We start from the raw sequence: 19,647 nt of genomic DNA, 5'->3' as shown, positions 1-19,647 counted from the left end.
TTGCCATTATCTTTTTTATTTTTGTTGTGTGTGAGGAAGCCAGTGCCAGCTCAAAAAATTCCTAATCAAGACCCTATCCAACAATCAACTGCTCAACCTGCAACCAAAAAAGCTTCCCAGCCCCATCGAGGCCGCTGGCTGGGTTTTGGTTTTGGTTTGGCTGGAGTAGCCATGCTCTCAGCCACAGCCGGAGCATTGCTAGCCGTCTCCCTTTCTACAACGCCGCTTCAGCAACAAAAGTTGAGCCCTGAAGAAGCAGCAGTATTTTCTCAAGGCGACATGGCAAAGCTCAACATGAAGATGCCGGAGCTGACTCGGCCAGTTAATATTTTAGTTTTAGGACTTAAAGTTCTGACCTCTGACATCGAAGGAAGTGTCAACAAAAATGTCGGACACGAGGTTTGGGAAAACTCCTTTAAGGGGTTAACCGATACCATGCTGTTGGTTAGGTTTGACCCCCAAAATAAAAAGTTAAGCGTGCTTTCCATTCCGCGAGACACCCGCACCTATGTTGAAGGCAGGGGTGTCGTGAAAATCAACGAAGCTAATTACTACGGTGGCCCGGCTTCGTCAGCGAAGTCAGTCAGCGGACTCCTGGGCGGTGTGGGAATTGACCGCTACGTCACAGTTAATATTCATGGCATAAAAAGTTTGGTAGATGCCCTGGGTGGCATTACTATTAATGTCCCTAAAGACATGAAGTATACCGATGAAAGCCAGCATTTATATATAGATTTAAAGGCTGGCAAGCAGAAACTAAACGGCGAACAAATCGTGCAATATTTGCTTTACCGGCACGACGATTTGGGCGACATCGGGCGGGTGCAGCGCCAACAATTGTTGATGCGGGCTTTTGTGGAACAGGAAGTTAATGTAGGTTTGCTGTCTCGACTACCGAAGATTTTGTCGGTGATTCAGTCTCACCTTGACACGAATTTGAGTATCGAAGAATTGGTGGCTTTGGCTGGTTTTGCTACTCAAACCGATCGCGCTGGCGTGCAGATGTTAATGGTTCCCGGCAAATTTAGCGATGCTAAGGACTACAAGGCAAGTTTTTGGTTGCCCGACCAATATGCCATCGAAACTATGGTGGCGGAACATTTTGACTTCGGCCAAAATACTTGGACAATTGAGAATGCTGATTCGACTTTTCTGAATGTGGCGATTCAAGATAGTACCGGAGATCCCTCGGCGGTTGAAGCTTTTGTCAATAATTTGACTCAAGCCGGTTATCGGAATGTTCAGGTTTATAAAGCTTGGCCCGAACCGCTGGAGGTAACTACTCTAGTAGCTCAACAGGGCGATATTAAAGGTGCTCAAGCGATTCGCCAGTTTTTGGGTTTTGGAGATGTGCTGGTTGAGAGTACCGGTTCTTTGCAGTCCGACGTGACAATTAGATTGGGTAAGGATTGGTTGCAGAAAAAGGCTCAGTCCGGCGGTGCGGCTAAGTCTTTTTAAACGGGGATTTAACTGGGGTATTTGTAGGGACACAGCAATGCTGTGTCCTCTTCTTTTCTGTTGATAGAGAGGGAGGCGATCGCTTTTTTAATTTGGTATTTGTAGGGACCCAGCACTATCTTATCATCAGTGTTATCACTGAACAAGAGAGAAAACAGGTAGAATATACAGCATATCCCGTGATTTCCACCCTGGCCTGTTTCTGCTTTATTCCTCATAAATTCAAAGGTCAAGGTTGCTCTTTGCCCAAAAACCTTAAACATCAATTCATTTAGGATAGAAGATTAAATCGTCTATTTCACTTAATTCATCTTCCGAAATTTTTAAGGTTTGACCACCTTTTGTATACAGACTATCTCGGTAAATTAATTCATAGTGATATCCCATATTATTCATATAGTCTAGTAAGTATTTTGAGGTCAAACCCGCAGCTCTTATAGTTTTCTGGTTAATTTCCATTAAAATTAGGGGACGAAATTTCGCCAGGGTTTTTTCTCCGCCTTTTAAAGCATCTAATTCAGCCCCCTCAATATCGATTTTCATGACATCTAGACGTTGGATTTGAGGATTTTCTTCCATCCAACGATCTAAAGTCGTTAACTCAATTTCTCCTAAGCATTCTGTATAATTTTGATCGGGGTAAATTGTGGCTACTCCTTCATTATGCAAATTATAATGTTTTTCTTTTTCCATTGAGATGTAGATAGGCAGTTTACCCACTCGATCGCTCAAACCTTTTTGTACGAGTTGAACGTGATTCCATTGATTCATTTTAACATTAGAGGATAACTTTTCAAAAGTTGTACTAACAGGTTCAAAGGCAATCACAGAACCCGAAGTTAATCGTTTAGCAGCGAAGCAAGTAAATTCCCCGTGATTGGCTCCCACATCCATAAAAACCATCTCCGGTTTGAGAATATTCTCTAAAAAATTGCACTGATGATAGGAATAGAAACCTCGCCAAAAGATTTCGTTACAAATATAACTCTTGAGATCGCAAGTAAAGTAAAGATTGCGATCAAAATCATCAATAACTACGGGTTGAGTGGGTTGAGGATAGAGTTTACGGGTTAATTCCCCTAAATAACCCAAAGGTGGATGTTGGTATGCAAATTGGGTAAATTTTCTGGTCCAGTTAAGAAAAATATTCATGGGTTGATGGTTCATTTATGGAGAAAAATTGCTATTCAATTTAATGTCATAAGGATTATATCGCAAATCTCAAGGAACGATGAAAATCTCTGACCCAAAAACCCGGTTTTTTTTTAGTCGGAGTCATCAGTCAGGAATCAGGACTTGCCCACTCGGATGCCTGGAAGGTTTTTTACCGGGATTAAAGGCTATAACACAGTCTTTTCCTAAAAAAAACCGGTTTCTGCGCTATTCCTATGATACTATCTTTTTTGGTGATAATGAATCACGATCGCAATACCGATACTTCCCTCCGCAATCACAAGTGAAACAATAATCTACCAGGGAAAGCCTAAGATATTTTATAAAGGTAGGGTTGATGAACAAGGAGCCTAAAATAGACCGACAGCGGGAACATCAAGCAAATGAACGCACGTTTCTTGCATGGTTACGAACTTCACTCGCTTTAATTGGTTTTGGGTTTGCGATCAGTCGGTTCAGTTTATTTCTCCGTCAATTTCAAGCTACAGTGACTCAGCAAGAAGTTTCCTCCCCTCCCTTCTTCAACTCCGAAACTTTAGGGCTGAGTCTGGTCGTTTTTGGAATTGCGGTGATTGCCTTAGCAGCATGGCGTTATAATCGAGTATTCTGGCAAATTGAGCGAGGTGATTATCGCCCAAATCGTGTGCTAGTTTGGATTCTGACTGGAGTTGTAATGATTTTAGGAACGTTAAGCATTCCCTTGTTGCTGTGGCGCGATCGCGGAAATATAGCTCCCACTTCAACTCCTAAAAACTCTCAATTCTAAGTTAATCCGATTGCTTATAATTGAGTGAAAATAACCGCAACCATATCATTAAGCTTTTGTGCATCTAGATTGTCTATAGTCTTAAAGGAGCTGATGGGGAGAGGATTTGACGATTTTGGCTCTGGTCATGGAAATATACAATTTAAATGCAGTACAACTTACAAGCGGAAGCAAGTGAAATGAAGCCATCGCACCCACAACCAACCTAAAAAACTCCCCACAAAATAAGAGATAAAATCTGACCAACTAAAGTGATTTCCCAAAATCAGCCTTCCTGGTAAAGTAGCTCGCATTGCTTGTAGACACGGAGGAGTCCACAGTTGGAGAAACTCTACTCCGCAGGTAGCTAGACACACAGCTACAGCCGCCCTAATTTGCGAAAATCGCGGCAATATCAGAACTACCAGCAAAATCCAAAATACCTCATAAGCTATGCTCCCAAAAGAGTCGTTGAACCATTCCGGTGCAGGGCCGCGAGAAAATCTCACTACGTAACCTAAAGGGATAATGACAGTAATGCTGATTAGCAGAGCAACTCGATATTTGAAAAAACGGTGATGGGGAGAAATTGGGGAAGTCATTGATTCCGGCCACAATCACGGATTTGTTGTCACAGGTTGAAGTGGATAAACCTCAGCAGTAAATGTCATCTTCAATACTGCATTGGCTGGCAACGGCTCATTGAACCAATGTTCTTTGTACCACCTATCCTCTTCTATCAATGAAAACATACAACGCTCCGCAAAACAGCGATCGCCAGCGTCTAAATTGACGCTCCAGGGCTGCCGCCCCTGTCCTTCCAAAACCAAGATGCAATCTGGGTTGCTGGGTTGATCGTTCAGCGAATCATCACTAAGCTGAACCCAACTTGGGCGATGAAGGCTGAGTCTGATAGCCACCTCAAGCCGCTCCAAGTCAGGATGCTCTATGGATTTTTCTAGGAACCTTGTGACTGCTTCAATCTCGATATCTTGCGTGATGCCCTCAAGCAGTACCCCGAAATCAGTGACCAAACAAGCCAGTTCATCATCGGCTGTGAACCCCCAATAACTGGCATAGGAACCATCCCCGTATCCACTTGAAAATGCGATCGCATTGCCCTCAGTATCAGGGTCTAGGGTGAGATTGAAAGTGTTAGTATCGGGGTCTAGGGTGAGATTGAAACCACTCGGATCGATAATTTGCTGAAATGGGTAGGTCAATTGAGTTACCAGATCCTGAGCTGCTAGCCAGGCATCCAATTGCAACTTTTGTTCAAAGGCACCCTCGACTAGACCCTGCAATTCTTCAGCAGAACGCCGCTCAACTACCTGAGCATCCACAAAACAGCCCATTCCCGCATCAACACCATAGCCAAAAAACTGATTCCCTCTTAACTCGGCCCAATCCTCACTTGGACGCAGAGCCATCTCCCAACGGACAGGGGATTCAGAGCAAAACTTAACCATCGCACAGGCAATGGTCCAATAGTCAACCACACTTAGCAACACAGGATAGCGCCCTGGTGGAACGGTTCTGGTAAATGGGGCAACGTCTTTGCACCACAGCCAACCGGGGTCGCACGCAATAATACGCCCTGAAGGTAAAACTAAGTCACCCGCCTGAACAACATCACTGGTTATGCGACCCTCTGTGAGCGATTCGTAGACTTGATTGGGCTCGAATGCTGCGAGGAAATTGGTATGAGCCTTTAGGGACATGAGGCGATCGCAGTTAGATAGAACATTTTTACTACTCTAATATATGATTTGTGGTTCAACATCAAAGATTGCTTGGGTAAGCCATATCTATTTAACCGGACTTGATATGACTGGCATAAAATATTAACCTGTATCGGATTGAGTGTCTGGTACAACTTGCAAAAGAATTACATTGCTGTGGCGCTCGCCATCGATCTAATTCATGTGCGTTAATCTGTGTTTATCTGCCCTCATCTGCGGTTAAAAAAAGAGAATTTGTCGGGTCGCAGATGACAATAGATTGACGCAGATTAACGCAGATGAATAGAAGAGAGATATCAATAATTCCGATGCTAACAGATTTGATATAATATCAATTACGGCTGCACTCCATATGATACCGAGGACACACCAGTGCCGTGTCCTAATTTCTTCTTCCTTCGCGTTCTTCGCGTCTTCGCGGTTCAATCATACCAATTCTTCCCGCACCAAAGGAGCAAAAGCACTAATTGTCTGCAAATGCCGATCGCTCTTTAATCCAATCGAGTAAAATAGGATTGACCAATTCCGGCGCTTCATCCTGGGGGCAGTGGCCCACTCCCTCCAAAGGAATAAACTTTTCAACAGCCGGAAACTTTGCCAATTCTCGCCCCAATGCGATCGGCTCCCAAGGGTCATCTGTCCCCCACAAAATCAAAGCCGGACAGCTTAAACGAGGCAACAAATCCTCCGGTAGCGGGCCTTGAGAATAACTGATAAATGCTACAAATACTTCCACAGCGCCGCTGTCTTTAGCCGGTTCCAGCAGCATATTTACCAGTTCGTCGCTGACAGCTTCAGGACGGCGATATGCTTGCAAAAGCACTTTTTTTACTGTTTTTGGCGTTGCTAATTGTTTAAAAAATAATTGACTTATCCACTTGACATTTAAAATTTTTTGTGCAATTGGCGCTCCGAAACTGCGATACCAAGGCAATTCGGCGCGTTTGCGATCGTGCAGCAAGCGCAGGGAACAATTGAGTAAAATTACGCCAGAAGCAATATCGGGAAAATCCACTGCTGCTTGCATAATTGCCACACAGCCGATCGAATTTCCCACCAAAAAAGCCGGCCCGCCCGCAACTTCCCGACAAAAATCAGCAATTAGCTGTCCCCAAGTTTCAAAAGTATAGTCAATTTCAAGTTTGGGCGCGGGTTTAGCAGAACCGCCAAAACCGATGAGGTCGATCGCATAACAGCGGCAATCAGCAGCCAGCGCCGGCAAATTCTTGCGCCAGTGGCCCCAAGACGCACCAAAACCGTGGACAAACACCACCGCAGGCCCCTGGGAACCCGCAGCCTGGTAGCAAATCGGAAAGCCTTTCCACAGCCAAGTTTGAGGCGAAATAAGTGTTGACAAAGCGGGACTAGAAGATGCCATAGAAATAAAAAAGTGAAACTTTAAGAGTGAGAAGGAATTCCGTCATTACTACAAACCGTATCGCAATTCGAGGCAACCGCTAGGAAATAAATCCCAAACCTCCCTTCCCTCCTCCCTCTGCGCCCTCTGCGCCCTCTGCGGTTAATTCCTCTTCCTTCTGACTTTGCAGTTAGAGCCGATATTATGTCACGATTAAACCTGCTGACTTCTTTGCTGTATTAAAATTTCCCTTATGCCAACGATCATTTCCACTGCTGTCGTACCGTTTCTGGGGTCAGAAATTGTACCAGACTACGACACCGCCAAAGTAGTTATCTTACCAATTCCCTACGAAGCTACCACCACTTACCGCCGGGGGTGCGAAAACGGGCCCGCTAAACTTCTAGAAGCTTCTCATCAACTCGAGTGCTACGACGAAGAATTGGATTCCGAAGTTTGCTACGATGTCGGAATTTATACACAAGAGCCGATCGCCGATACCCGCAACCGCCAACCAGTTTCATCCTCAGAAATGCTGCAAGTCACCCAAGCAGCAGTCCACCAGCTAGTTACCGAAAATAAATTTGTGATCTCCCTCGGAGGCGAACACAGCATCACTGCCGGCGTTGTCGAAGGTTATCGCCAAGCATACCCGGATGAACCTTTCACAGTCGTGCAAATCGATGCCCACGGGGACTTGCGGCACGAATACGAAGGCTCGATTCACAACCACGCCTGCGTGATGCGACGTATTGTAGATATGGGCTTGCCCACACTGCAAATCGGGATTCGCGCTATCTGCAAAGAAGAAGCAGACTTAATTAAAGCAAAACAGCTAAACGTGATTCGAGCTCGCGAAATTGCTACTCAACCGGATTGGGCCGATCGGGCAATTGCCAGCATAACAACTAAGCGAGTATTTTTGACGATCGACTTAGACGGCATCGATCCGACGTTAATTCCAGGGGTGGGAACACCCGAACCGGGCGGGTTAAATTGGTATTCCCTCACCGCATTTTTGCGCCGCGTCTTCGAGTCCTACGAAGTAATCGGGTGTGACATTATGGAATTAGCACCTATTGTAGATTCTGTAGTCTCAGAATTTACCGCCGCCAAATTAGCATACAAACTTATTGGATACCAAGCTCTGGCTCAAGGTTGGCTAAAGCCAGACGAGGAATAAATCGCGAAGTACGCATCACAATAGGCTGTTGGCAAGGCTAGAATTAAGGTAAAGCCAAACAACAGCCAATTTTATTCGTGCTGATTGTTTCATCTTTCATGCTGGCCAATACTGCTCTTCACCTCCTGAAAACATGAGTTTACTAATCGATACAACGGGTACTCCCATTAACGGCTACGCTCCCGATTTTGAATTGCCGGGAGTTGACGAAGAAGTTCACCATTTAGCTCGATATTTAGAAAAATTTCGGGCGATTGCGGTCATATTTATGTGCAATCATTGCCCTTACGTGCAGTTGTATCTCAATCGCATGAAAGAACTTCAAGCAGATTTTCAAGATCGAGATGTTACTTTAATCGGGATTAATGCTAATGATGCAAACCAGTATCCCGACGACAGTTTTGAGAATATGAAAATTTTTGCCGCCAACAATCAACTCAACTTCCCGTACATCCGGGATGTTGCTCAAGATGTGGCTGAAAGTTTTGGGGCTTCTAAAACGCCGGAGGTTTTTTTGTTAGACCAAGACGGCAAACTGCGCTATAAAGGTTTAATTGACGACAACCCTGACGATCCGGCGGCGGTGCAGGTTTCTTATCTGCGGAGTGCGATCGACCAATTGCTCAACAGTCAACCCGTTGAGCCTTCAACTACAGAGGCGATAGGCTGTTCCGTAAAATGGCGATCGTAGTCATTAGTCAGCAGTCATCAGTCATTAGAAGATGATAATCCTGGACAAACAGCATCTACTTGTAAGGTGTGCGCGGCGCACCTTACTACTACAGATAGTGTAGATCGCCCTAGGGCAAATTATAATACAGCCTTGTGGAAAAAAAACGCATTTTCAACTCGATCGTCGCAGCCGCTGTAGCGCTGACACTGCTGATTGCTTGGAACTTATTTAAAAGCGTTTCCCCAACAACAACACCGCAGCAAACGTCCTTAAACGTATCCGCTGCTATCAGTCTCTCGAAAGCTTTAGGGGAAATCAAAACTGTTTATCAAAGCAGTAATCCGAATTTTACTATTACTTATAATTTTGGTGCTTCCGGTGCTCTAGAACAGCAAATTCAGCAAGGTGCACCGGTAGATGTATTTTTCAGCGCCGCCACCAACCCAATGGATGCTTTGCAGCAATCTAACCTGCTAATTAACGACACGCGCCGCAATTTGCTGACAAATCGCCTAGTTTTGATTACTCCCAAAAACGGTGTTGCTTTGAGCGATTTCAAACAGTTGACCGATGCCAGAATCAAGAAAATTGCGATCGGCGAACCCAAGAGCGTACCTGTGGGCCAATACGCTCAGGAAATGCTAAATAAACTTGGATTGTGGGGGCAAATACAGCCAAAATTAGTGCTAGGAAATAACGTCCGCCAAGTGCTGACATTCGTCGAAAGCGGTAACGTTGATGCTGGTATAGTTTATGCGACTGACGCCACAGCCTCCGACAAAGTAACTGTGCGGCTAACGGCTGCCGAAAATTTGCATTCGCTCATTGTTTATCCGCTGGCAGTTATCAGAAACAGCCGCAATCCGGCTGCTGCGAAAGCGTTTGTTGACTTTTTAGCGGGCGATCGGGCTAAAATAGTATTTCAGAAATACGGGTTTGGGATAGTTCGATAACCAGTCTCATACAACCAAATTTTGTAGGGGCGGGTTTTACAAACAATATCTAATTCCCGCCAACAATCTATATAAACCCGCCCCCACACAACAGATAAGCTTGTGTATTCAAAGAGGTACATTTCGAGTTTCCGTTGGGTGGGGGCGGGTTTACGAGATTATTGGTATTAGCCGAAGATTGTTGGTAAAACCCGCCCCTACGAGCGAATCCCCAAATTATACATTTTGATTTATCTGTGTGTGGGGGGGTTTAGGAAATTATTTGTTGGAGGCAATTATTGTTGGTGAAACCCGTCCCTACGATTTATGGAATTTGATATTTCTCCGCTCTGGATATCTCTAAAATCCTCCGCTATTGCGACATTTATCACCTTTTTCATGGGAATAGCCGCCGCTCGGTGGATGCTTTCAACTCGCATCAGAGGTAAAGCTTTGATTGAAGGCATTTTAATTTCTCCCTTAGTTTTGCCGCCGACAGTAGTGGGATTTTTGCTGCTGCTGCTGTTTGGGAGAAATGGGGCGATCGGGCAATTTTTGCTACAATTCGACTTAACTATAATTTTCACTTGGCAAGCCGCCGTCATTACTGCCACCGTTGTATCATTTCCCCTCATGTACAAAACTGCTTTGGGAGCTTTTGAGCAAATTGATGCCAATCTTCTCAACGCAGCCCGCACTTTGGGAGCCTCGGAGTGGCAAGTTTTTTGGCGAATTATGTTGCCGCTAGCATGGCCGGGAATTTTAGCAGGAACTATTCTCGCATTTGCCCGCGCTTTGGGTGAATTCGGCGCGACGTTGATGTTAGCGGGGAATATTCCCGGACAAACTCAAACTATCCCGATGGCAATTTATTTCGCTGTGGAAGCTGGGGATATGAGGCAAGCTGGTATTTGGGTTTTGATTATTCTGAGTATTTCTTTGACGATGCTCACTGCTGTTAATTTTTGGACTGATTTACAAAGGATATCGCCCAAAGAGAATGCGAGCCAAAGACTGCAATCAAATCTTCCTAAATTCGCGTCTAGTTTTACCACAAAACCCCAACAACAACCCAAAAGCGGACTTTGTTTAAGCATTTTTAAACCTCTCTCCAGCTTTGCCTTGGATGTCGGCTTCGATATCAGCCCGGAAGTGCTGGGAATTTTGGGGGCGTCGGGTTCCGGCAAAAGCATGACTCTGCGCTGCCTCGCTGGTTTGGAAACTCCCAGGAGCGGTAAAATTGCAGTCAATGGCAGGGTTTTATTTGACTCCGCACAGGGCATTAATGTACCTTCTAAAGACCGTCGCATCGGTTTTTTGTTTCAAAACTATGCTTTATTTCCTCACCTGACTGTTGCTCAAAATATTGCGTTTGGCTTGCAGCATTTATCCGAAAGCGAGCAAAAACTTCGGGTAAAAGAACAGCTAATTTCGGTACAAATGTCGGGACTGGAAAACCGCTACCCGCACGAACTTTCGGGGGGCCAACAGCAGCGGGTGGCTTTGGCGAGGGCGATCGCCCCTTCTCCAGAATTGCTACTGTTAGACGAACCGTTTTCTGCTTTGGATACTCACTTACGCAGTCAACTGGAACAGGAGTTAATGCAGACTCTGGCTAATTATCGGGGAATTACTTTGTTTGTCAGCCACAATTTAGAGGAAGTTTACCGGGTGTGCAAAAATCTGTTGGTGTTGGCCGAGGGAAAGCCGATCGCCTTTGATACCAAAGAGAACATTTTCGATCGCCCTGGCAACTTCACCGTCGCCCAGTTGACTGGCTGTAAGAACTTCTCTGCCGCTAAACCGATCGCAGAAACACTCGTGGAGGCGATCGACTGGGGCTGTACTCTGACTGTAGTCGAACCAATTCCCAAATCTCTAGTTTCTGTGGGAATTCGGGCTCATCAACTGAGTTTTGTTAGCGGGTGCGATCGTGAAAATACTTTTGCTTGTTGGATCGCCTCGACTGTGGAAACTCCGCACCGGGTGACATTATATCTCAAATTGCACTCGCCTCCCAATGATTCCCAAGATTATCACTTACAAGCCGAAGTTTTCAAGGAAAAGTGGAGGGCTATTAAGGACAATTCTTTTCCCTGGTATGTTCAGATCGAGCCAATTAGGTTAATATTAATGGGAGCCTGAGTTAACTAGCTATAGCCGAAGGAAAAAGATAGATGTGAAAAGGCAATAAAATCAAGGGTTTTAGCAATTAATAACGTCTTAACTACCTTAGTGGTTGCTATATATAGCAATCCTAAATGATTCCGATAAATTTGTAGGGGTAGTGCTACCCCTACTCCCCGTGCCTACCCCCTATCTATCGGGCAACCACGGGGAGTAGGGGTCGGATTGCCCCTACAATAATTATGAGAATGATTTAGGATTGCTATATATAGTTTTCCTATTTTGCAAGTTTTACCACTACAGATAGTTTCACACTTGAAAAATCGCGTAATTCCTGTAGAATATATGGAAAACTTGTCCGGTTAAAAAACAGATGAAAATACTATTTTTCGACCAGAGCGGTAAGCCTGGTAGCGCAGAGCTTTGCCTAATAAATATTGCCAAACCCTATCGAGATAGCTGTCTAGTTGGCTTATTTGTAGATGGTTCTTTTAAGCCATTATTAGAGCAACAGCAAATTCCCGTTGAGGTGTTAGCGAATGAAGCGATCAAAGTTCGTAAAGAAAGCAGCTTGAGCCAGAGTTTAAGTAGTGTAACCGCGCTACTCCTTTGATTGCTAAAATTGTTCCAAAAGCTCGTCAATAGGATTTGATCTACGCCAACACGCAAAAAGCTTTAGTGGTGGGTGCATTAGCTAGCTTTTTGAGTCGTCGCCCTCTCGTGTATCATTTGCATGACATTTTATCTACAGGCTATTTCAGCCCAACTAACTTAAAAGTAGCTGTAACTTTGGCTAATCCCTTTGCACCATTGGTTATTGCTAACTCCAAAGCAAGTCAGGCTGCTTTCCTCGAAGCAGGAGGACGCTCGGACATAATCGATGTCGTCTACAATGGCTTTGAACCTGAAGTCTATCAGAGCGCTCTAAAATTAGCCAACTCAAGACACAGCTAGAACTTGATGGGCAATTTATCGTAGGTCATTTCAGCCGATTGTCACCTTGGAAAGGTCAACATATTTTAATTGAAGCACTTACCTACTGTCCCAAAAATGTAACACCTATTTTAGTGGGTGATGGGCTCTTGGGCGAGCAGGATTCTGTCCAAGCAATTACACAAACAAGTGGCAGAATTAGGACTTAAAAATCGAGTTAAGTTTTTAGGCTTTCGTTCAGATATTCCGCAGTTAATGGCAATTTGTGATTTAGTTGCACATACCTCAAACGCACCCGAACCTTTTGGCCGAGTTATTGTCGAGGCTATGCTGTGTGGTAGACCTATAGTTGCTGCTCAATCTGGATGGGCTATTGAATTAATAGAACCGGGCATCAATGGCTTTTTGGTTCCTCCCGGCAAGCCAGACCAACTCGCAGAAGTTATTAATACCTGTCATAACCAACCTGAGTATAACATCGCGATCGCCCAATCGGCCTACTATATGGCTAGTCGGCGTTTTCACCAGACCAATATCGATCGGCAGATTGCGGAGTTGCTGAGCAGCACTTTTAGCTGAGTTGTCCCAATATCTTATGAGTTATCAGCGATTTTTACCAAAGTCTAATAACCTCATGTTCGCTCCTTTTTACGGATTTATAAGTGCGAAATTTTGCCTATTTTCGCTCGATCGCCTCGCCGCATCTGCCACCTTCAAAGCGTACAAACTACTGGCATTATCCACGTACAAAGGCGTACCTTTTAACAAAAATTCCAACACCATATCGGTGTCTTTGGCAAACAAACCGCGCCGCGTTCCTACTTTGAGGTTGCGCCGATTCTCTCCCTGAATTAATTGACCGGATTCGGGAGTAAAAACCAGCGTTCCTTCTTCACCGTAGATAGTAAAAATGTTTTCAGACTGCCAAAAAGTCTCTCCTTTTCCATAAACAGCTTCAGCGACAAGGCCATTGGCAAAGCGCAACTGTGCATTGCACAAACAAGCTTTGTAGAAATCCGGCTGACTGTCCCAAAATTGAGCTTGACAGTTAACGCTTGCCACTTCCCCGAACAAATCAGTAAATCGGTGCAGTCGCGAAATTGCACCAACTAACGGAAAGCCAAAGAGGGAATGTTGATAAGTCCACCGCTGCGGCGCTGGGTGTTGAGGACTCATAGTAATGTAGCGGGCGTAAAAAACTTTACCGACTAATGGCAAAGATTCTTTGATGGCTTGGTGCAAACCGCCTAACAGTTCGATGTGTTCGATGTGGAGGAGTTTTTGCTTTTGGGCGGCAAGTTCGATCGCCCTTTCTGCTTCAGATACGTTTAAAGATAGAGGATATTCCACCACAACGTGCTTGTCATTTTCTAGGGCTGCCAGGACGATCGCCCCGTGATCCCGGTTCACGGTACAGACAATCACCAAATCTAAATCGTCTCTTTCTACCAGCTTGCGCCAGGAAACCGCAGCTTCTGCCCCGAAGCCTTGACAAAATGCTGCGGTTTTATCCGGGGAGTGGCCCGCAACTGCTACCAAGTTCGATCGCCCATCAGCTTGAATTGTCTCGGCCCTCAACTTAGCGGCAAAACCAGTACCCACAATCCCCACGCGAATTGGAGAATTAACCGAAAAACCAAAGCGAGTATCAATATTAGTCATGAGATTTGAGATTTAAGATTTTAGATACTTACAGACTTGCGCTGCAGGGGTTTAGGGTTTTATCGCCCCGATTTTAAGCTGTGGTTGTGGTGCGATTTATTCGATCGAGCCTTCAACACCCAAGTCTTGATGCGATTCTAACTATACATTTCAACGCCGGCGGGGACTTGCCTTGCAGCCAGTCTTGCTGAAACTCGATCGACACACCGCATACCAACAACCCGGTTTTTGTGCTGTAGGGCTCAAAATATGATTTTTCCTAGAAACCCGGTGGTTTAGCGCAAGTCTTGCGGCAACAGTATCACAAGGCTGAACCCAACATAGGTATAAGTAATCAAGATGAAATTAGAAAAAGTTATAACTAATCCCATTCAAATTTTTTGTAAATAAGTGTTGCAACCTTGCTTCTTTCCCCTACTATCATAGAGGGAACAAACCTAAGAGCTCACCTCAAAGCTAATAGAGCCTTGAAGGTTGCATTAGGAAAAATTATCAATCTTGTTGAATTTTTGAGAGGATTTAGTGCATGGCAACTTACAAAGTTACCCTCGTCAGCGAAGCCGAAGGACTTAACCAGACCATTGAGGTTGATGAAGATACTTACATTCTCGATGCTGCTGAAGAAGCAGGACTCGACCTCCCCTACTCTTGTCGCGCTGGAGCTTGCTCCACCTGCGCCGGCAAACTCATATCAGGCACAATTGACCAATCCGACCAATCTTTCTTGGACGACGACCAAATCGAGGCCGGAATGATCCTCACCTGCGTCGCCTATGCCAAGTCTGACTGTACCATAGAAACTCACAAAGAAGAAGAGCTCTACTAAGAAAGGACGCTCTGCGTGATACCCTAAGAAACCCGGTTGCTCGTTTCCAGAATTAAGCTGAAATACGGCAATTATGTTAAGAAACCGGGTTTCTGTATCTAAGACTGAAACAATCCCCCAGGAGCAATTACTAGGATGATATTTTCCTAGACTTTTACTTAATACTCATGACAATTGGTGTAGACTGAAGTAGCCTGCATAACACCATCAGTAATGATGACTTGGACTTTCTCTCACTTCTCTCAAGCTTTGGCGTGAGAGCATCTCTGTAATCCTTGCGGTTCGAGGTTGGTCAAAACCAGTGAAGAATACACCTCCTTGATTTGTGCAAAATACGGTTAGAGCCATAAAAGTTAGGTGGATCTAAACTTTTTAAAGACCCCAACTGTGGTTAGAAAACACCCCGTTTGAGTAGCGCTTTAGGGATTTTCCTTAAAGCTTTGTGGGATACCACCATGCTCTGGGACCTGTCTGATGAGTGTGCTATATTTGGATTCTCTCAGGTTGTCGGAGATTGTCTGGATTAAAAGTATCAGTCTGTCACTCCCAGCTAGAAATTCGTAACTCTTTGAGCAGATAGCTGACCAAATAATTTTAGATTTTAGATGGCAGATTTTAGATTAACTGTGAAACCAATCTAGAATCCCAAGTCTAAAATCTAAAAGTTTTACGACTGATATTTAGTCTCGCGTTGCGCGGACTTTGTTTGTGTAGTGCCGATGATTTAAATCGCCGAGTTTAGTAGGTATAAGTAATAAAGATGAAATTAAAAAAAGTGATAACTAATCCCATTCAAATTTTTTGTAAATGAGTGTTGCAACCGGGCTTCTATCCCCTACTATCATAGAGGGAACGAACCTAATGCCTAACCTCAAAGCTCATAGAGCCTTGAAGGTTGCATTAGGAAAAATTATCAATCTTGTTGAATTTTTGAGAGGATTTAGTGCATGGCAACTTACAAAGTTACCCTCATCAGCGAAGCCGAAGGACTTAACCAGACCATTGACGTTGATGAAGATACTTACATTCTCGATGCTGCTGAAGAAGCAGGACTTGACCTCCCCTACTCTTGCCGCGCTGGAGCTTGCTCCACCTGCGCCGGCAAAATCATATCAGGCACTGTTGACCAATCCGACCAATCTTTCTTGGACGACGACCAAATCGAGGCCGGAATGATCCTCACCTGCGTCGCCTATCCCCAGTCTGACTGTACGATAGAAACTCACAAAGAAGAAGAGCTGTACTAAAAAGGGGGCCGTCAGTCATCTGCTCTAACTCCAAGCTATTGATTAATAGCAGTTTGAGGCGATAGCTGACCGAATAATTTTAGATTTTAGATAGCAGATTTTAGTTAACTCGTAAAATCCTGTCTAGAATCTAAAATCTAAAATCTCAAAATTTTAGGGCTTGCGCTAAAGATTCGGAAAAATCCGGCATTGAGATTGCATTGCTCCTGCTTGCATTCGATAGTTTTTACGCAAGTCCTCACTGAATTTTGGGAGTTTAATTTTATGGTTGCCAAAATGTAATGTTATCGCTGAGCGGCACAACTTGAGCGCCGGGAAAATAAAAGCCCAGAATTTGAGATCCATTCCAGCCCAAATTAGCCAAATTGTAAGAACCAGTCTGACTCATTCCCACCCCGTGCCCGAAACCACCTCCGACAAAAGCATAACCATTGAGAGTTTTGTCGGGATTGTAAATTGGTTCTAGGTAAAAAAGCGTGCTAATCGGCGGGTAAAAAGCATTGCGAATCTCGTCTTTGTCGATATCAATCGGGCCCAAGTCAGTTTGAACCTTCATTTTCAAAACTCGACCAGCGGGCGACCTTTCTGTCACTTCCACCTGAGTGACAGTTTTCAAATTAGCCAGCGGGTGCTGTTTCTTCTGAAGATACTGTTTGAGAAATCCACCAATTGCCGTCAAAGAAGCGGGTTCGCGCCACCGAAAAGTGTCTTCTTTTTCCTCATTAAACCCTTTTTCCAAACTGATAAAGCGGCGGAAATTGTTTTCGTCCGATAAACTCTGCTTGGACAAATCCCACACCTTATTAGGGGAATCGACGATCGATCGCAAATATGGACGTTCCGCGCCCTGCCACACATCGTTAAAAGAGGCTGTCACGCCGCCGCTAGAGGCGGAATAAAGCGCGTCTACTAGCTGATTTTCGTAAGTTAGCACCAAACCGCTCGTTTGGGCGATCGCCTTATCACTTTGCGGGTAAACCTCGGTCAAACCCTTATAAACTTGACAGTTAACATCAGCGCACAACTCATAATTATCCACAGCAAACCGGCGCAAATTTCTCAGGGCGTAGGTTCTCGCTAAAATAGTTTGAGCGACAATCGCAGCGTAAGGCGCAAAAGCCCCAATTTCGTGAGGAACAACACCCCGCAAATAAGTTTCCGTCAGCACTTTATTTACCAAAGTATAAGTGCCGTAAGCATTTTTTTGCAGGTGCAAACTGCCGCCATAACGGTGAGTTTGTTGAATTGCTTTTTCGGGTTCAATAGCTGTCGCCTCTTGGGTGGTTTGTTCCAATACCTCAATCACATTTTTCCCCGCCGTGACATCCAACTCATTGCGGTTGAAACGAAAGCCGTTTAAAACCCAAAATGCCTGGGGTATTTGTTTTAAAACTTTGGAATCCAAAAAAGCTGTTGTGTTCCCTTGAGCTTGCAAACTTTGCAACAGCCAGCGTCGCACCAAAGGAGAGTTGTAAGTATCTCTTTTCGCCCAAACTTGCCAGCGAAAAGGTTGAGCAATTTCTACCTCAATTCCCTTAGCCCGCCACTGATTGGCGCTATCTTCCGCACTCTCGAAACTGCGGTGGGAGCTCAGAACAACTCGTTCTTCTACTAATGCCGATTCCAGCGGTTTCGGGGCTATTTCTAGCTTGATGCTGGCAGCCGTTTTGGTTTCTATGCCTTGAGGAGTTTTGTAACTCAATGTTAAGCTGTCGCCCGGTAATGCTTTCAGCGTTAGTTTGTCGGTTGCTTTGGTGCCAAACCGCTGCACCACACCGATTTTGATGGGTCTATTTTGGGGAGTTTGGGCGTATCCCGCAGCGCTAAAAATGGGCAACAGGCACAATGCGGTGAAAACAGTGCTAGAAACGCAGCTAAACCATTTGTAATTGGGAGTTGGAGGTGCTTGAGCGAACACGGTTATCTGTCTCGCGATAGTTGAAATTTGGGGATTTTTGATTGTACGTTAGCACATTTGGCGGCTGCTAGAGCGGAATTCCGGAAGATAAGGTGGTTTGGTTGCCAGAATTCTGTTAAGTCAGGACTTAGGCACTCAGACGAAAGAAACCGGGTTTTTTACCGAGTGTGGGCGCTGCAACTGGTCTTTTCGTAAAAAACCCGGTTTCTGGGCCCCCTGCGGTAAATCTGTCATTGCGAGTCAAACGCAGGAATCGCAAAAGTTGCGATCGCTTTACATTCTGTTACACTGTCAGGTTTATTTGCACCTACCGATTGATTGGCTAATCATTTTTTCTGAGCACTAATCTCATCGCAGACGTGTTTATCGCTTTCCTCAGCATTATTCTGCAAATAGTCGTGCAGCCAATCGCAGCCTTGCACCAGCATTTCATCTAAAGTTTTAATTCGCCACAACCGGGCTGTATTGTCCCCTGATGCCGTAACGATGTATTGGCCGTCGGGACTAAAACTGACACTCCATACCCCATCTTGATGTCCTTTAAATTCTTGTATCAACTTACCTGTTAAATCCCACAACCGGGCTGTTTTGTCGAATGAGGCCGTAGCGATGTATTTGCCGTCGGGACTAAAACTTACACTCCTTACCCCATCTTGATGTCCTTTAAATTCCTGTATCAAATTGCCTGTGACATCCCACAACCGGGCTGTTTTGTCCGCTGATGCCGTAGCGATGTATTTGCTGTCGGGACTAAAACTGACACTTGTTACCTCATTTTGATGTCCTTTAAATTCCTTTATCAACTTACCTGTTAAATCCCATAACCTTGCTGTGTAGTCCCATGATGCCGTAGCGATGTATTTGCCGTCGGGACTAAAACTTACACTTATTACCGAACCTTGATGTCCTTTAAATTCTTGTATCAGCTTGCCTGTGACATCCCACAAGTTTGCTGTATTGTCACCTGATGCCGTAGCGATGTATTTGCCGTCGGGACTAAAACTTACACTCCTTACCTCATCTTGATGTTTTTTAAATTCTTGTATCAGCTTGCCTGTGACATCCCACAACCGGGCTGTTTTGTCGAATGAGGCCGTAGCGATGTATTTGCCGTCGGGACTAAAACTTACACTCCTTACCTCATGTTGATGTCCTTTAAATTCTTGTATCAGCTTGCCTGTGGCATCCCACAACCGGGCTGTTTTGTCCCATGATGCCGTAGCGATGTATTTGCTGTCAGGACTAAAACTTACACTCGATACCGAACCTTGATGTCCTTTAAATTCTTGTATCAGCTTGCCTGTAACATCCCACAACCTGGCTGTTGTGTCGAATGATGCCGTAGCGATGTATTCGCTGTCAGGACTAAAACTTACACTCGATACCGAACCTTGATGTCCTTTAAATTCTTGTATCAGCTTACCTGTTAAATTCCACAACCTGGCTGTTGTGTCCGTTGATGCTGTAGCGATGTATTTGCCGTCGGGACTAAAACTGACACTCGATACCGAACCTTGATGTCCTTTAAATTCTTGTATCAGCTTGCCTGTAACATCCCACAACCGGGCTGTATTGTCCTCTGATGCCGTAGCGATGTATTTGCCGTCAGGACTAAAACTGACACTCCTTACCTCATTTTGATGTCCTTTAAATTCCTTTATCAACTTGCCT

18 protein-coding genes are annotated in these 19,647 nt (G+C 44.8%); 11 read left to right on the top strand and 7 right to left on the bottom strand.

What is annotated here, in order from left to right; all coding sequences use genetic code 11:
- The first annotated feature begins 42 nt into the window (after positions 1 to 42).
- On the top strand, positions 43 to 1,458 hold the full coding sequence (locus QUA00_RS10270) for an LCP family protein (RefSeq protein WP_333409528.1): 1,416 nt from the start codon (positions 43 to 45) through the stop codon (positions 1,456 to 1,458).
- 267 nt (positions 1,459 to 1,725) lie between these two features.
- Here QUA00_RS10270 and QUA00_RS10265 read toward each other — a convergent pair whose 3' ends face one another.
- Entirely contained in the window at positions 1,726 to 2,610 is an 885-nt protein-coding gene (locus QUA00_RS10265) for an FkbM family methyltransferase (protein ID WP_333409527.1), read from the bottom strand.
- A 358-nt stretch (positions 2,611 to 2,968) separates the two neighbouring features.
- On the opposite strand from QUA00_RS10265, the gene QUA00_RS10260 reads away from it, so the two are divergent.
- On the top strand, positions 2,969 to 3,397 hold the full coding sequence (locus tag QUA00_RS10260) for a DUF202 domain-containing protein (protein WP_333141504.1): 429 nt from the start codon (positions 2,969 to 2,971) through the stop codon (positions 3,395 to 3,397).
- A gap of 158 nt (positions 3,398 to 3,555) precedes the next feature.
- Here the strand turns inward: QUA00_RS10260 and QUA00_RS10255 are convergent, their stop codons facing one another.
- The 3 genes from QUA00_RS10255 to QUA00_RS10245 all read right to left on the bottom strand — a co-directional run bounded on the left by QUA00_RS10255 (position 3,556) and on the right by QUA00_RS10245 (position 6,496).
- Positions 3,556 to 3,978 (bottom strand): DUF2809 domain-containing protein, encoded by a 423-nt coding sequence (locus QUA00_RS10255; RefSeq protein ID WP_333141502.1) that lies wholly within the window; start codon positions 3,976 to 3,978, stop codon positions 3,556 to 3,558.
- A gap of 15 nt (positions 3,979 to 3,993) precedes the next feature.
- A complete protein-coding gene (locus tag QUA00_RS10250) occupies positions 3,994 to 5,097 on the bottom strand; it encodes a DUF4241 domain-containing protein (RefSeq protein WP_333141500.1) in 1,104 nt (367 codons plus the stop codon).
- A gap of 484 nt (positions 5,098 to 5,581) precedes the next feature.
- On the bottom strand, positions 5,582 to 6,496 hold the full coding sequence (locus QUA00_RS10245; RefSeq protein ID WP_333141498.1) for an alpha/beta fold hydrolase: 915 nt from the start codon (positions 6,494 to 6,496) through the stop codon (positions 5,582 to 5,584).
- Between the two features lie 232 nt (positions 6,497 to 6,728).
- Between QUA00_RS10245 and speB the strand changes: the two genes are divergently transcribed.
- From speB to QUA00_RS10210, 7 genes are all read left to right on the top strand, one after another.
- Positions 6,729 to 7,658 carry an agmatinase gene (gene speB / locus QUA00_RS10240; RefSeq protein ID WP_333409526.1) on the top strand — a complete coding sequence of 310 codons (930 nt, stop codon included), beginning with the start codon at positions 6,729 to 6,731 and terminating at the stop codon, positions 7,656 to 7,658.
- A 133-nt stretch (positions 7,659 to 7,791) separates the two neighbouring features.
- Positions 7,792 to 8,349: a thioredoxin family protein gene (locus QUA00_RS10235; RefSeq protein WP_333409525.1), complete on the top strand. Its 558-nt coding sequence runs from the start codon at positions 7,792 to 7,794 to the stop codon at positions 8,347 to 8,349.
- 134 nt (positions 8,350 to 8,483) lie between these two features.
- Positions 8,484 to 9,284: a molybdate ABC transporter substrate-binding protein gene (modA, locus tag QUA00_RS10230; RefSeq protein ID WP_333409524.1), complete on the top strand. Its 801-nt coding sequence runs from the start codon at positions 8,484 to 8,486 to the stop codon at positions 9,282 to 9,284.
- A gap of 306 nt (positions 9,285 to 9,590) precedes the next feature.
- The gene (gene modB / locus QUA00_RS10225) at positions 9,591 to 11,408 is read left to right on the top strand and encodes a molybdate ABC transporter permease subunit (protein WP_333409523.1); all 1,818 of its coding nucleotides are present in this window, start codon (positions 9,591 to 9,593) and stop codon (positions 11,406 to 11,408) included.
- 355 nt (positions 11,409 to 11,763) lie between these two features.
- A complete protein-coding gene (locus QUA00_RS10220) occupies positions 11,764 to 12,003 on the top strand; it encodes a hypothetical protein (protein WP_333144151.1) in 240 nt (79 codons plus the stop codon).
- Positions 12,004 to 12,038: 35 nt separating this feature from the next.
- The gene (locus tag QUA00_RS10215) at positions 12,039 to 12,344 is read left to right on the top strand and encodes a glycosyltransferase (protein ID WP_333144152.1); all 306 of its coding nucleotides are present in this window, start codon (positions 12,039 to 12,041) and stop codon (positions 12,342 to 12,344) included.
- Positions 12,345 to 12,512: 168 nt separating this feature from the next.
- Positions 12,513 to 12,902 carry a glycosyltransferase gene (locus tag QUA00_RS10210; RefSeq protein WP_333409522.1) on the top strand — a complete coding sequence of 130 codons (390 nt, stop codon included), beginning with the start codon at positions 12,513 to 12,515 and terminating at the stop codon, positions 12,900 to 12,902.
- Between the two features lie 69 nt (positions 12,903 to 12,971).
- Here the strand turns inward: QUA00_RS10210 and QUA00_RS10205 are convergent, their stop codons facing one another.
- Complete coding sequence (locus QUA00_RS10205; protein ID WP_333409521.1) at positions 12,972 to 13,985, bottom strand: Gfo/Idh/MocA family oxidoreductase; 1,014 nt, start codon at positions 13,983 to 13,985, stop codon at positions 12,972 to 12,974.
- A gap of 526 nt (positions 13,986 to 14,511) precedes the next feature.
- On the opposite strand from QUA00_RS10205, the gene QUA00_RS10200 reads away from it, so the two are divergent.
- Positions 14,512 to 14,811, top strand: a complete 300-nt coding sequence (locus QUA00_RS10200) for a ferredoxin (RefSeq protein ID WP_333144155.1) — start codon at positions 14,512 to 14,514, stop codon at positions 14,809 to 14,811.
- 947 nt (positions 14,812 to 15,758) lie between these two features.
- Positions 15,759 to 16,058, top strand: a complete 300-nt coding sequence (locus tag QUA00_RS10195; RefSeq protein ID WP_333109645.1) for a ferredoxin — start codon at positions 15,759 to 15,761, stop codon at positions 16,056 to 16,058.
- A gap of 262 nt (positions 16,059 to 16,320) precedes the next feature.
- Here the strand turns inward: QUA00_RS10195 and QUA00_RS10190 are convergent, their stop codons facing one another.
- A complete protein-coding gene (locus QUA00_RS10190; protein WP_333409520.1) occupies positions 16,321 to 17,976 on the bottom strand; it encodes a SpoIID/LytB domain-containing protein in 1,656 nt (551 codons plus the stop codon).
- Between the two features lie 326 nt (positions 17,977 to 18,302).
- A partial coding sequence (locus QUA00_RS10185; RefSeq protein WP_333409519.1) for a WD40 repeat domain-containing protein occupies positions 18,303 to 19,647 on the bottom strand: 1,345 nt, incomplete at its 5' end.

This window comes from Microcoleus sp. T2B6 (genome assembly GCF_036700475.1).
Taxonomy (GTDB): domain Bacteria; phylum Cyanobacteriota; class Cyanobacteriia; order Cyanobacteriales; family Microcoleaceae; genus Microcoleus.
Note: the sequence above shows the minus strand (reverse complement) of the source record. Positions and strands in the feature narration are given on the sequence as shown.